Annotated in this window: 9 protein-coding genes; 7 read left to right on the top strand and 2 right to left on the bottom strand. The window is 53.6% G+C overall.

Annotation, left to right across the window (positions count from 1 at the left end):
• The first annotated feature begins 127 nt into the window (after positions 1–127).
• The 6 genes from F3J37_RS00310 to F3J37_RS00285 all read left to right on the top strand — a co-directional run bounded on the left by F3J37_RS00310 (position 128) and on the right by F3J37_RS00285 (position 8,039).
• Positions 128–367, top strand: a complete 240-nt coding sequence (locus F3J37_RS00310) for a helix-turn-helix domain-containing protein (RefSeq protein ID WP_234473204.1) — start codon at positions 128–130, stop codon at positions 365–367.
• Positions 360–1,592 carry a type II toxin-antitoxin system HipA family toxin gene (locus F3J37_RS00305; protein ID WP_166931094.1) on the top strand — a complete coding sequence of 411 codons (1,233 nt, stop codon included), beginning with the start codon at positions 360–362 and terminating at the stop codon, positions 1,590–1,592. The genes F3J37_RS00310 and F3J37_RS00305 overlap by 8 nt, the downstream gene beginning before the upstream one ends.
• 197 nt (positions 1,593–1,789) lie before the next feature.
• Positions 1,790–3,145 carry an MFS transporter gene (locus F3J37_RS00300; protein ID WP_166931091.1) on the top strand — a complete coding sequence of 452 codons (1,356 nt, stop codon included), beginning with the start codon at positions 1,790–1,792 and terminating at the stop codon, positions 3,143–3,145.
• Complete coding sequence (locus F3J37_RS00295; RefSeq protein ID WP_166931088.1) at positions 3,123–4,466, top strand: enolase C-terminal domain-like protein; 1,344 nt, start codon at positions 3,123–3,125, stop codon at positions 4,464–4,466. Before F3J37_RS00300 ends, F3J37_RS00295 begins: the two co-directional genes overlap by 23 nt.
• Before the next feature lie 9 nt (positions 4,467–4,475).
• On the top strand, positions 4,476–5,591 hold the full coding sequence (locus F3J37_RS00290) for a lactonase family protein (protein WP_205298832.1): 1,116 nt from the start codon (positions 4,476–4,478) through the stop codon (positions 5,589–5,591).
• A 348-nt stretch (positions 5,592–5,939) separates the two neighbouring features.
• A complete protein-coding gene (locus F3J37_RS00285) occupies positions 5,940–8,039 on the top strand; it encodes an FUSC family protein (RefSeq protein WP_166931085.1) in 2,100 nt (699 codons plus the stop codon).
• On the opposite strand, the gene F3J37_RS00280 is transcribed toward F3J37_RS00285, so the two are convergent.
• A complete protein-coding gene (locus F3J37_RS00280; RefSeq protein ID WP_240154039.1) occupies positions 8,036–12,625 on the bottom strand; it encodes an ATP-dependent helicase in 4,590 nt (1,529 codons plus the stop codon). The two genes, F3J37_RS00285 and F3J37_RS00280, sit on opposite strands and share 4 nt — an antisense overlap.
• A 113-nt stretch (positions 12,626–12,738) precedes the next feature.
• Here F3J37_RS00280 and F3J37_RS00275 point away from each other — a divergent pair, with 113 nt between their 5' ends.
• Positions 12,739–13,290, top strand: coding sequence for a YbhB/YbcL family Raf kinase inhibitor-like protein (locus F3J37_RS00275; RefSeq protein ID WP_166931079.1), 552 nt, complete (start codon positions 12,739–12,741; stop codon positions 13,288–13,290).
• Positions 13,291–13,326: 36 nt separating this feature from the next.
• Here F3J37_RS00275 and F3J37_RS00270 read toward each other — a convergent pair whose 3' ends face one another.
• Positions 13,327–14,757, bottom strand: a complete 1,431-nt coding sequence (locus F3J37_RS00270; RefSeq protein ID WP_166931076.1) for a purine-cytosine permease family protein — start codon at positions 14,755–14,757, stop codon at positions 13,327–13,329.
• Positions 14,758–14,765 lie beyond the last annotated feature (8 nt).

The raw sequence follows: 14,765 nt of genomic DNA, 5'->3' as shown, positions 1-14,765 counted from the left end.
GGCAAGTGTAGTAGAAACCTATTAAAGAGTTTGTCGCAACCTTGAAATGTTGCTATATAATAACAATTAGGTGTTTTTTACATATATGTTGCTATATAACAACATTTGGAGGCGTATGCTGCCAGGCATGCAAGATATCGGCAGAAAGTGCCAGGAAAAACGTAAAGCGAAAAGGTGGACGCAAGCCAAAGCAGCCTTGCATTCGGGTGTTCACCGCACCGTGATCTCGCAGATTGAGAACGGCCTTTATTCTGGGTCACTCAAAGTATTGACGTTGTATCTCAATACGCTCGAACTAAAACTTTCCGTGCAGTCTGCGGGCATACCGCAACTGGATGAACTGGAGGAGTTGTTTAACGATGACTGATTTCAACCAATTGGCAAAGCCACTGCGTTACATTGACGTGTTTAGCGGGGGTGAGTACAGCGGAAGATTGTTGCATGAACGGGGGAGTTACAATTTCAGTTATTTCTCTGAAATGGCACGCCCCGTATCGCTTACCATGTTGGCGGAAAATCGGATCAGTTATAACGGTAGTCGATTATTTAATATTTTTGAGATGAACATACCTGAAGGCTATGTTCGCTACCACATCGCTGAACGTTTACGCCGTTATGTGGGGAACGTGAGTGATATGCTTTTCCTCGCATTACAGCAGGACACTGGAATAGGCGCATTATCGTATAAAAGTGAGATCGATTTTCCGCGGCCTTCACCGGAAAAACTGGATGATTTGCTTCGCTGGGATCATAAAGAAAGCGCTTTTCAATATTTGCTGAATAAATACCTGCTACAAACCTCCATTTCGGGTGTGCAGCCTAAGGTAATGATCAGCACTGAGAATCGTGGCACCGTGTTGTACCCAAATCTTATAGCGAAAACGGGTGATGAAGAGTACCCACGATTAGCGGAAAATGAATTTATCTGTATGTCCATGGCGAAGCTTTGTGGCTTGCCAGTTGCCGATTTTTGGCTTTCAGATAATAAAGAACTTTTTATTATGGAACGCTTTGATATTCAGCATAATAGACGTCTGGCAATGGAGGACTTCTGTGTGCTATCAGGGAAAACATCAGACCATAAATACAGTGGTTCTTATGAAACCGGTGGGAAAATTGTGAGTTTATTTACGCGCGATCAGTCCCAGGTTGAGTTGTATTGGCGCTATGTTCTTTTTAGCTGCATGGTAGGCAACGGTGACGCGCATTTGAAGAATTTTTCATTACTGTATGCAAGTGAAAATAATGGATCGCCCAAGTTATCCCCACTCTATGACGTGGTCAATACAGACATTTATCCAACTACTGATAAAGAGTTGGCGCTTAAATTAAATAAAAGCAAACTATTCCCCAATCGAGATAATCTGCTGAAGTTTGCGCGTGAGCTTAAAATCATCAAGCCTGCTGATATCATTGAGCAATTCGCAGATATTATAAGTGACCAAATAAATAACAACCCGATTTTCGATGATTTCCCTGCGCTTAAGGAATCAATCGCCCAGTCTCTGACTCGCAGCGTGGCGACTAACAATGTATTTTTAACCACTGACGTCAAACGACCTAAAAAACGAAAAACTGACTCATTGCTCTAATAGCGCTGGGAGGTATCTATCTTCCCAGTGAGCCAGCGCACAAACCCACACAAAACTTTACGCTGGGAAAACCGCTAACGCATTGAACATAAAAGCCCCTTCAACATCTGCACAAACGGTCTCGGGCATTCTCACATAACCGCTCTTTAATCGACTGCGTATACCTATAGCGGTGCAATTAACCCAATAGGTGACGCATGACGGTTCAACAATCTTATGATTTAGCAGCAGATCACGACGCGCATATCGCCTCCGCAATCGCTAAGTTTTTCCGTCGCATCATCCCGATGCTGGCGCTGATGCTGATTGTTAACCAGATTGACCGAGCCAACATTGGATTCGTCAAAGCCGAATTACAGACGGATGCGGGGATCAGTGCCGCAGCCTTTGGTCTGGGCGCAGGATTGTTCTTTATTGGTTACGCGCTGTTCGAAGTGCCCAGCAATATGATGTTGAAAAAACTCGGGGCACGCGTGTGGCTGACGCGCATCATGATTACCTGGGGCATCGTGGTGGTGTTAACCGGTTTTGTGAGCACGCCGCTGCATTTCTATGTCCTGCGCTTCTTGTTGGGTGTGGCAGAGGCGGGATTTTTCCCTGGTGTCTTATTCTACTTTCGCCAATGGGTGCCGAACGCATGGCGCGGTCGTGCCACCGCGATGGTGCTGACTGCCACCGCCAGCGCCTTTCTGTTTTCCGGCCCCTTAACCGGCGCGATTCTGATGCTGCATGAGGTGAACGGGCTGGCCGGGTGGAAATGGGTGATGTTCCTGGAAGGGGGCGGATCGATTGTGATTGGTTTGCTGGCCGCGCTAGTGCTGGTCTCTAAACCGCAGGATGCCAAATGGCTTAACCCAGCAGAACAACGTGCGTTGCAAGCACAGTTAGCGTTAGAGGATGCAGCTCGTGACGTACATGCTAAAGAGCACGGCCGCTGGGGTTTATTGCGCGATCGCAGCTTACTGTTCTATTGTCTGATTTTTTTCACCATGACCATGACCGGTTACACCCTGGTCTTCTGGCTGCCGCAAATCATCCAGCGTATTCAGGGTTACAACAGCTTTGAAATAGGTTTGCTGACCGCCGTTCCGTGGTTATGTGCCATTGTTGCCTTGTTCCTGCTGGGTAAAACCACCGACCGCTACCGCGATAAGCTGGATAAAGGGCTGGGTCTTGCGATGCTGATTGCCGCGTGCGGCACCTTTATGGCCACCACCGGGACACCCTGGTTTGGCTTTGTCGCGATGATCGTCGCTTGCATTGGCTCGAAAGTCAGCGCGGCATTCTTCTGGCCAATGCCGCAAAGCGAATTACCTGCTTCAATCGCCGCGCCTGGCATTGCCCTCATCAACTCCATCGGCAACCTCGGCGGGTTCTTTGCACCCACCGTGTTTGGCTATCTTGAACTTCATACCGGCAGCACCACCGGCGGGCTGTATGCGCTGACCAGCGTGTCGGTCATCACCGGTGTCTGGCTGCTGCTGCGACGCAAACCTGTTCCCCCTGCATTCGGTCACACGGAGAGAAACCATGTCCGACACACCAGTCATTAAATCGATGCGTATCGTTCCGGTTGCCGGATACGACAGCATGCTGCTAAACATCGGCGGGGCGCATAACTGCTATTTCACGCGCATTCTGGTGATCCTTACCGATTCCGCGGGCAACAGCGGCGTGGGGGAAACGCCGTGCCACGCTTCAACGTTGCAACTGCTGGAACATTTTCGCCCGCTGATTATCGGTAGCTCACTGATGCGTGCTAACGCCACGTTGAGCCAACTGTTCGCCAGCGACGCGCGGCAGCAACACACCTCGCACACCAATGACATTCATATTCCGCAGATGAATCCAGAGAAGTTTTACAACGCGGCGGCGGCTATTGAGGCTGCGTTGCTCGATCTGCAGGGGAAATTCCTCGATCTGCCGGTAGCGGACCTGCTTGCCAGCGGTAAACAGCGTGAGCGTATTCCGGTGTTGGGATATCTGTTTTATGTCGCTGACAGAAAACGCACGAATATGGACTACCGTTCGGGTGATAACGAAGCGGATGGCTGGTTCAGGCAACGCCACCAACCGGCAATGGACAGTGCAGCAGTGGTGCGCCTCGCAGAAGCCGCAGTAGAACAATACGGTTTTCGGGACTTCAAGCTGAAGGGCGGCGTCCTGCATGGCGAGCAGGAAGTCGAAACCGTGGAAGCCTTGCTGTCGCGGTTTCCACAATCTCGCGTCACCGTCGACCCCAATGCCAGTTGGTCGCTGGATGAAGCCATTCGCTTTGGTAAACAGCTGGCAGGCAAAGTGCCATACCTGGAAGATCCTTGTGGCGCAGAGCAGGGATATTCCGGGCGCGAGACCCTGGCCGAATTCCGTCGCGCCACTGGCGTGCCGGTGGCCACTAATATGATCGCCAATGACTGGCGGCAGTTGCAGCATGCTCTGCAGCTCAACGCTATCGACATCCCGCTTGCCGATCCCCATTTCTGGACGATGCGCAACGCCAACGTTGTCGCGCAGCTGTGTAATGAATGGGGCCTTACCACCGGTTGCCACTCCAATAATCACTTTGATGTTTCACTGGCGATGGTGGCCCATCTTGGTGCCGCAGCGCCCGGCGATCGTCAAACCGCCTTCGATACGCACTGGATATGGCAGGATGGCCAGCCACTCAGCCACCAGCCACCGCAAATACGTGACGGCTACCTGGAGCTGCCGCCGGGGCCAGGATTGGGTATCGAACTGAATATGGAACGCGTCGAGCAGGCGCATGCGCTCTATAACGCACTGCCCGATAAGAACCGCAACGATGCATTGGGCATGCAGTTTTTGATTGATAACTGGCGTTTTGACGCCAAACGTCCGGCCCTGGTTCGCTGAGGAAGTTAAATGAAGAAAACCTTTCAGATAGCCACATTACTTACGGCGATGGCGCTCAGCGCACCATTGCTGGCAAAAACTTTTGTTTACGTCTCAGAAGCCGATGATGGCACCATCGCGCGCTACATACTGGATGAACAATCCGGCGCATTGCAACTGCTAGGTCGCACTCAGGCAGGCGGAAAAGTGATGCCGCTGGCATTGAGTGCCGACCACCAGCATTTATACGCGGCCATTCGCAGTAAACCACTGCAACTGGTGAGCTGGCACATCGATCGCGCGACGGGCGACCTTAATCACAGAGAGGCAGTGCCTGCCACGGCCAGTTATCCTTATATCAGCACCGATAAACAGGGGCGATTCCTGCTGGGCGCCTCCTACGATGGCGATGTGGTGCATGTCTATCGGCTAGCCAAAGATGGCAAGGTGATAGCACCGCCGGTGGGCAGCTACAAGACTGGCCATGCGGCACATTCGGTGATTGTTGATAATGCCGGTAAAACCGCCTACGTCGGCAATCTCGGTACTGACCGCGTATTGCAGTTGAAGCTGAGCGAGGAGGGTGAGCTAAGCGCGCTGGGCAACGGTTATGTCAAAACCGCCGACGAAAATGGCCCGCGTCATTCGGTGTTATCACCGGATCAACGCTTTCTGTATAACGTCGGTGAGATGGGCGGCATCATCACCCAGTTCCGTCGCGAGCCGAGTGGCGAACTGGTCAAAGTCAGCGAAACCCCCAACGCCGTAGCCACAGAGTATAAGTTGCAGCATGGACGTGAGCGACCGGCAGGTTACAGCGATACCACGCCACGCATCTGGTCAGCCGATATTCATCTGACGCCAAACGGTCATTTCCTGTATGTGACCGAACGTACCAGCAGCACAGTGAGCGGATACCGCGATGATCAACACAGTGGCAAACTGACGCTGATAGGTAGTTGGCCAGTAGAGAAGCAGCCGCGCAGTATTGCCATAACACCGGACGGCAAATGGCTGATCGCCAGCGGTGAAAAAAGCGCAGTGACAGGCAGCTACGCCATTGATGCCAAAAGTGGTTCGTTAAAGCGTGTGGGTGAAGCGCCGGCTGGTAAAGATGCGAACTGGGTAACGGTGCTAAGTGACTGAGTCCCCCTTGCGATGATCTGGCGCAATGCTCTGCGCCAGATTGCGCGAAATGTTTTTATGGAGCCGTTGTAATCATTGAGGTTATTTAGAAAAGTGTGATCCAGAACACATTTATACGACTGATGACAGGTTGTGAAGCAATAGGCTTATAAATCAGAGAGATTCTGTAAATAGAAGCTGAATTTGCATTTGGTCCATTAGTAACCCTTAATAATTACCCTGATATTGATTGCCTGCCAATATCACCAATTTTGATGCTGTAACAACCTGACATATTTATCGCCGTGAGTAGATTGAATATTCTGGCAGGATACGCCGCACTTAGTGCCGTCTGGTCTCAATACTGTCATGCAGTGGTTTTCAAAAAACGCCGTTTTTTTTGCTGTAAAAACCTGTCTGGCTGCCTTTTTGGCATTGTACTTCTCACTGGAACTCAACCTGGATAAACCCGCCTGGGCCATTACCACGGTTTTCATTGCCTCTCAGCTATACTCTGCGTCCACCATTTCGAAATCACTGTTTCGCATGCTCGGCACCTTGCTGGGCGGCGTGTTTATCTTCTTTGTTTTTCCCGTCACCGTTGAACACCCCTTATTTTTTAGCTTCATTATCTCACTGTGGGTGAGTGTGTGCCTGTACCTTTCCCTGCACGATCGCACGCCGAAAAGCTATGTGTTCATGCTGGCAGGTTACAGCGCTGCCATCATGGGATTTCCTGAGGTGATGACGCCGCTGTCGATCACCAATACCGTGTTATCCCGTATTGAAGAGATCGCTGTAGGCACTGTGTGTAGCAGCCTGGTACATGCGCTATTGTTTCCGGTCTCGATGCGTAGTTTGCTGGAACAGAGTGTCAGCCAGTGGTATTTGAATGCGCGCAAACTTTGCCACGATTTGCTGTCAGGCATCTCCGGAGATAAATCTCCCGAGCGCGATGAAATTCTGACGCGTATGGCGACCAATCCACAGCAAGTGGAAATCTTGATTACGCACTGCGTTTACGAGGGCGATGCCGCGCGACGTTTGATTCGTCTGGTCAGCGTGCAGTATCAACATCTCTCGTATTTGATCCCCACGCTCACTGCGATTGAACTACGCCTGCAGCGATTATCGGCATTGCAGATTACCTTCCCGGACAACGTCGCGGTAGCATTCCGCCTGTTTTTGCATTGGCTCAACGATGGCGAAGCCGTGGGCGAAACCAGCGGTATCCAGCTGGAATTAAGCCGTTGTCAGAATGATATCAATCAGTCCTGGCGTAACGGGGAGTTACCGATTGAGCACTGCCTGCTGTTTACCGGTTTGCTGGAGCGCATGGCGGACTTTGTGCGCATTGCGGGCGCTTATCAAAGCGTCGGCGGGTTGGTCAGCGATCTCTCGGGTGACACCACACCCGCACGCGGTAAACGCACTCATCGTTTCTATGACAAAGGGCTGATCAGGCTTTCTGCTTTAACCGCCTTTTGCGCGATTTTTGGCTCCTGTTTGTTGTGGATCGGCACGGGGTGGCACGATGGTGCCTCAGCACCGGTGATGGCTGCCATCCTGAGTTCGCTTTTTGCCAGTATGGATACGCCACTGACTTCAATGAAATTGTTCGTGCGCGGTGTGATTGTCGCCATTGTTATCAGCGTGATTTATGTGGCGCTGCTGTTGCCGCAGGCGACCTCATTTGAAGCGTTGATTATTTGTCTGATGCCGGGCTTGCTGATACTCGGTCTGATGATTGCACGTCCCTCAACCAATATGATTGGCATCAGCGTGGCTATCCAGATTCCTGGCTTTATCGGTTTGGGCCATCATCTGAAACCCGATTTGGTCCTGCTCATTAACAACGCCATTGCATCACTGACGGGCGTACTTTTCGCCGTGATAGCCACCGTGCTGATGCGTAATAAACGGCCTTCATGGACGGCGCGTCGTGCGGTTCGTCAGGGTTTACGTGAGCTATTACGCTTTATCAAGGAACTTGAACGTACCGGTTCATCGCTGCTGGGCAGACAGCGTTTCATCAGTTTGATGCTGGATAAGGTCAACGTGGTACTGCCGCGTTTACGACTGGATCCACAACCGGATATGTCGACCGCCGGGATGTTGCTGACGGAAGTGTGGCTGGGCGTGAACAGTTTTGATTACTACGCCCGCCATAAAGATCTGCTGGCAAAACATCAGCTGGACAGCGGACAGATGTTTCACGAGCTGGCTTTGTTCCTGAAACGGCGTTTGAAATCGCTGCAAACACGACCGCACCAGGATTTGCTGGACGAACTCGACTGGCTGTTGCTGCTGCTGGAGCGGCTGGCAAAGCAGGATGACGGGTTACTCACACCGCTGTTTCATCTGTTTAGCATTCGTCTTTACCTGTTTCCTGAGCAAGCGTGGCCCATTGCCACGCCGCGCCAGTTGGAAAGAATGCAACTGCAGGATTATCGTCAGCGCGCTTATTAACCGTACCAACTGTAACCTTTGGGGACACGTGAGAAACCCGCCTCTTTCAACGCTGCGAGCAGGTTGGATTGTCCGACGGGTCGATCGTTAACCCGTTCCAGCGTGAAATTAAGATGCTTTTCGCGGCTTAACGCCTGGCCCAGCGCAACCAGTGCGGCATGAAGATCTTCGTCGCTGTCCTGCGCATTAAAGGTCATCAACTCTTTGCCACCGGGTGGCAGGTAAAGCATGACGCAACCCCTGACGATCACCGCAAAAGCACCCGCGCGGCGCGTGGGTTTGGTTCCCGTGATACTGATCGGCCATGGCAGTGTTAACCCGAAGGGATTGACAGGATCAATGGCTGATAGCACAACGGGGGCATGCCGCGCTGACTTGTCGGCATCGAGTTGACGCAGACGATCGATAGCAGAGTTATCAGCAAACTGCGCGGCGCCCATGCCTGCAATAAAACGTCCGCGCAATAGTCGGCCGGCATCTTCCATCCCGCGCAACACCGGTTGCAGCGCCGGAAAACCACCGGGAATCTGTTCGGCGATTGCGGCACCTCGGGTGATGACACCAAATCGGTCGAGCATATTTTCTGCCATTGATAGCGCGCGTTCGGTGTCAGCAATCGGCTGGCGGGGGATCAACGACCAGCGACCGGCCATGGTGTTCAGCGATAAACGGGGTTCTGTGGTGCGACTGGCGCTAAAACTGGCGCGGCTATGCCGTCCGTGACGTGCACGAACAGGGCGCGGTTTGGGCGTGCTGGCAATCTGGCTGAGATTACGCAGTGCCGACCAGGTATCGATAGTGAGGACGCCGCGCCAGATAAGTTGCCAAAGAGCCTGATACACGTCTGTCGACTCAATCAGTTCATCGCTATCCTCAGTTTCAGTGATGCGCGGCATCAGTTGTCTGACGAACCAACCCGCGCCATCCTGCATCAGCGTCACTAACTTATTTTCAATAGGTGACAATGTCACTGAATGGTCCAGGACAGGCAAGGTTTCGCTGGCGAATTCACTTAAATGCAGGGAAACCAAGCCGTCCTGCATGTTTGATGAGGGATGACCGACCCAAATAACCTCTCCCGATGAGAGCAATTCATCCAGCATGGCTGGCTGATAATCCCGAATGCGTGCAGGGAAGATTTGCGATTCCCACAGTGATACCGGCAGCACCACGCCTGCCAGTTGTTCAACGACTCTCATTACGCCATTCAGACCGGAGAAAGCGCCTTGTGTCTGTCGCGCGTTCGCATCACTCAACAGCCCCTGGCGCTCAAGCAGAAACACCACGTATGCGGCTGGTGCAACGGGTTGAGTGGCGTGGCGCGCGGACTGTAACGATCGCACACGCAAGCGGCGAAATACGCTTTCTGCTGCCCACTGCGCAGACTCATCAGGTCCGGGAGGGAGAAAATCGCCTTTAAGTAACTTATTCTGCTGGCGAAGCTGATCCAAAGCTTCATCCACAACGGCGCGACCGAGGCCAAAGCGTTGAGCCACCTGCAAACTGGTAAACACGGCGTGGGTGCGGGCGTAGCGCCCCAATAGATCCTGCAATGGGCGGATGACCGGTTCGAGCAGTGCAGCCGGGAGGCCTGTCGGCAACACGCAACCCAGCGCATCGTGCAGACGTACCGCATCTTCAGCCACTGCCCAGCGTGCGATACCCGCGATTTTCACACTGACGATCCGCTGCGCCTGTTGCAGCGCGTGTAAGCCGGGCTCAAGGGGCTCATCGCCATTGAAGCGTGCAACAAGTTCTTCGGTTGATAACGGACCCAGTTCGCGCAGCATATCCACCAGAGCTTCAATAGTGCGCGCCTGATACTCTGCCACGCAGCGCTGTAACTCCTGTTCAACACGTGCAATCACGGCGGGTTCCAGTAACTCACGCATCTCCGCCTGACCCAGGAGATCACTCAGCAGATTGCTGTCGAGCGCCAGCATTGAAGCGCGTCGTTCAGCCTGCGGTGCATCACTGGCATACATGAACTCGGCGACATAGCCAAACAGCAGCGGTGCGGCAAACGGCGAGGGCGTTTCGGTGGTGACTTCTGTCAACCGCACATCACCCTGATGTAATCGCGCCATCAGGTGATGCAGCGCGGGCAGGTCGTATACATCCTGCAAACATTCGCGTGCCGTCTCAATCAGGATCGGGAAGTCTGTAAACTGACGCGCCACTTCCAGCAACTGGCTCGCGCGTAAACGTTGTTGCCAGAGAGGAGAACGTTTGCCGGGATTGCGGCGTGGCAATAGCAGGGCACGGGCAGCACATTCGCGAAAACGAGCGGCGAACAGCGCCGAATGCCCGACTGATGCCATGACGATACGTTGTAGTTCATCAGGTTCGAATAAAAAGAGCTCGGCACCCGGCACCCGACCGTCACTATCGGGGAAGCGTGCCACGATACCGTCGTCGCTGGCGACCACAGCCGGATCGATCCCCATGATGCGGCCAATGCGTTCTGCCACCGCCAGCGCCCAGGGCGCGTGCACGCGTTGACCATAAGGGGAGTGCAGGATCACGCGCCAGTCGCCGGTTTCATCCCGGCAGCGCTCAATCAACAGGTTGCGGTCGGTAGGCAATTCGCCGGTTGCCTGAATTTGTTCTGCGATCAGGCTTTTAATATTGTATCGGGCATTGGCGTCAAGGCTGTCGCCTGGCAGTGACGTTTCACTATGGGCCTGTCGTAAATAACCACCAATCGCTTCACCCAGTGTCGCTGAACGGCCGAGACTGTCGCCATGCCAGAATGGCAGACGCGCTGAACGGCCCGGTGCAGGCACCACCACCACCTGATCGTGGGTGATTTGCTGAATGCGCCATGATGTTGCGCCCAGGGTAATGATGTCGTTAATCCGCGACTCATAAACCATCTCCTCATCCAATTCCCCGACGCGTCGTGCGCCCGTCTGTTCTTCACCTTCGGGCAGCATAACGCTGAACATCCCACGATCCGGGATGGTGCCACCGCTGGTGACAGCCAGATGCTGTGCGCCGGGTCGGCCGGTAAGCGTATTGTTCTGCCTATCCCATATCACGCGTGGACGTAAGTTGGCGAACTCTTCTGAAGGATAGCGACCGGCTAACATATTCAATACGGCGTCAAATGCGTGACGTGGTAACGTTTTAAACGGTTCTGCACGCCGTACCAGCTCAAACCAGCTGTCGATTTCCAGCGTGTCCATTGAGGCGGCGGCGACCGTGTGCTGAGCCAGCAGGTCCAGCGGATTGTGTGGCAGGGTAATCGCATCGAGTTCACCCGCCAACATCGACTCAACAATGACAGCCGCATCCACCAAATCGCGTCGGGTGCGCGGCCAGATGATGCCTTTCGGCGTACCGTCGACCTGATGACCTGCGCGGCCCACGCGCTGGAGTGCACTGGCAACCGAAGGGGGCGCACCCACCTGAATCACCAGATCGATATCGCCCATATCAATACCCAGCTCCAGACTTGATGTGGCGACCACGCAACGCAGCTCGCCCGCTTTTAGCGCGTTTTCAATTTCAAGCCGTTGTTCTTTAGAAACAGAACCGTGGTGGGATCGGGCCAATAAGTCATTCGGTGTGACGGTGCGTTTCTCTGTACCGCCGGTAAAGGAACCGTAGGCAAAGGACTCTTCTGGCGCAGTGGGCTTTTCTCCGAGACGACGCGTGTAGAGCTCATTCAGCCTCGCGGTAAGTTTTTCAGCCAATCCACGGGAATTGGTAAACACCAAAGTGGCGCGATGGCGTAACACCTCATCCAGAATCCCGGCTTCAATGTGTGGCCAGATGGATCCTGCGGACAGTGTGGCATCCTGCACTGAACGGCTATCGGGGCGCTGCTGAATATCCGTCATATCTTCAACAGGCACGCGGATGGTGAGCTGCAATGGACGCTGTGCGGCCGGATTCACGATCAGCGTTTCGCGACTCCCCCCTAGAAACTGTGCGACGGCCTCCGGCGGTTTTACCGTGGCGGAGAGGCCGATACGCTGCGCAGGGTGCGTTAGCAGCGTATCCAGTCGTTCAAGGCTGAGCGCCAGATGCGCACCGCGTTTGCTGCCCGCGATGGCATGTACTTCATCAACAATCACCGTAGAGATGCCACGCAGCGTGTCGCGGGCTTTTGATGTCAGCATCAGAAATAATGATTCGGGCGTGGTGATCAAAATATCCGGTGGGCGCCGCTGTAATTTTGCCCGCTCGCTGCTGAGCGTATCGCCCGATCGCATGCCCACCTCCAGGGTGATCTTGGCTTCACCGCGTTTGCGCCGCTCTTCAGCCACCCCCGCTAAAGGCCGTTGCAGATTGCGCTGAACATCCGCCGCCAACGCTTTCACCGGAGAGAGGTAAAGAATGCGTGTTCTGTGGCTTCGTTCGGGGAGATCTTCGGCACTGCGTTCACGAAACAGGGCATCAATCGCATAGAGAAATGCCGCCAGCGTTTTACCAGAACCGGTGGGCGCAATCACCAGACAGTTCTTACCGCTCGAAATGGCCTGCCAGGCTTCCTGTTGTGCGGGCGTCGCCGCCTTAAAGGAGTCGCGAAACCATTGCTGCGTGGCGGCGGTAAACAACGCGAGTGAAGAGGCTGGCATCCGATGCTCCTGGGGTTTCAAAGAGGACATTCAGCAGTGTAGCCTGCGGCATGAATGTGATCAGGTTATATACTTGATGTTTTGGCTGATTTTTTCATCAACAGGAGTGAGAAATGATGATGTTCAAACGCGCACTATTATTGGCGCTGCTGCCGGGAAGCGTGCTGGCTGCCCCGGTCTTTACGCTGCAATCATCGGATTTTAACGACAGTGCCATGCTGAATAAAACCTTTGCAGGCAACAACAAAAGTAACCCGTCATGCACCGGCGACAATGTATCTCCCGCTCTAAGCTGGTCAAATGCACCGGCCGGCACCCGTAGCTTTGCGCTGATGCTGACCGATCCCGTAGGAGGAAAAGGCTTAGGCGTGACACATATGGTGGCCTATAACATCGCGGCGGATCGCACGCAGTTTGCGCAGGGCGAATTAAGTAAAGGCGAAGGATACACTGGAGGTAAGAATTCGCCGGGCACCACAAGTTATTACGGTCCTTGCCCGCCAGTGGGAAGTGGCATACATCATTATAACTTCGTGATGGTGGCAACAGATTTGCCGGTAAATCAATTACCTGGCGGACTGACACATGATGAGTTGATCGCCAAATTGAAAGGCCATACCTTGGGGGCTGCCTCCATTGTGGGACGGTTTACCAACGATAAGTAAGTCATACGGCCGCCTGAACTGGCGGCCGTGACAACGTCACTCTACAGGATAGATAGATTCTGCCAACGCGCCCCGACGATCCAGTCGGCGTGCGGCTAACCACAGCAATGCGGTGACAAACCAGCCAATAATCCACGACACATCATTGCCTGCAAATATCCAGGTCAATGAGCCATGGTGCAGCGGATTATCAATAAACGGCAGTTGCACCATCACACCCAGGAAATAGACCACAATCCCTGCCCAGTTCCAGCGCCCATAACGACCATCAGGCTGTGAAAGTGCCGGAATATCCACGCGCCCTTTGGTGATCAGACAAAAATCGGTAAGGCTGATTGCGCTCCACGGAACAAAGAAGGCCAGCAGGAACAACAGGAAATGGGTAAACGACTTGAGGAAGGCCGGTTCACTGATCAGGGCGATGATGCAGGCGATCGTGACCATCAACACCACAAACATAACCCGACCGCCACGGCTGAGGGACGTTTGCTGCCGGAAGCCTGACACGATGGTGGTGAGTGACATAAAGCTGCCGTAAGCATTCAGGGTAGTGAAGGTAATCTTGCCAAAACAGATAGCAAAGTAGATCACCATTGCCATGGTCGCGCTACTGCCCAGACCCACGATATATCCCACTTCATTGCCGGAAAACGCTTTTCCGGCAATCGCCGCCACAATCACGCCCAACGTCATTGAGGCTTGGGTGCCTAAAACGGTGCCGAAAAACACCGAGCTGAACAGCTTCTTCGCCGATACGTTGGCCGGCAGGTAGCGTGAGTAATCAGAGACATACGGGCAAAATGCTATCTGCCAGGAGGAAGAGAGCGAAACGGCCAGCAGAAAATTGGCAATGGTGAAGTGCTGATTTTGCCATACGGCGGACAAATCATGCGTGGAAAGCAGGGTGATGAACAGATAAGCGAAGGCCAGCACACCGATCACACTCGCCACTTTTCCCAGCTTGTGAATTACCCGGTATCCGAGCACCGCAATCACCACAATGATGGCGCTAAACAGGATCATACCCGTCGCGTTGCTCACATTAATCAGCTTTGCCAGTGCCTGACCGGCCAGCACGGTGCCACTTGCCGAAAATCCAACATACATAATGCATACCAGCAGCAGCGGGATCACCGCACCAAACACGCCAAACTGCATGCGACTGGTGATCATCTGCGGTAAGCCAAGACGTGGGCCCTGAATGGCATGCAACGACATGATGGCGGCACCAATAATCTGGCCCACTAACAGGCCCACAAGCGACCACACCACATCGCCGCCCAGCACCACGGCGAGCGCACCGGTGACAATGGCGGTGATTTGCAGATTACCGCCGAACCAGAGTGTGAACTGGCTAAAAGGGTGGCCATGGCGTTCGCGGAGCGGAATGTAATCGATGGAGCGGGTTTCAGACAGGCGCTGGTTTTCTCTGCCTGAATAATCGGCTGCAGGTGATTCGGCTGACATAGTTTCCT

Source organism: Candidatus Pantoea communis, assembly GCF_011752685.1.
Lineage (GTDB): Bacteria > Pseudomonadota > Gammaproteobacteria > Enterobacterales > Enterobacteriaceae > Pantoea > Pantoea communis.
The sequence above is the reverse complement of the archived record's forward strand: the minus strand, read 5'-3'. Positions and strand labels throughout refer to the sequence as shown.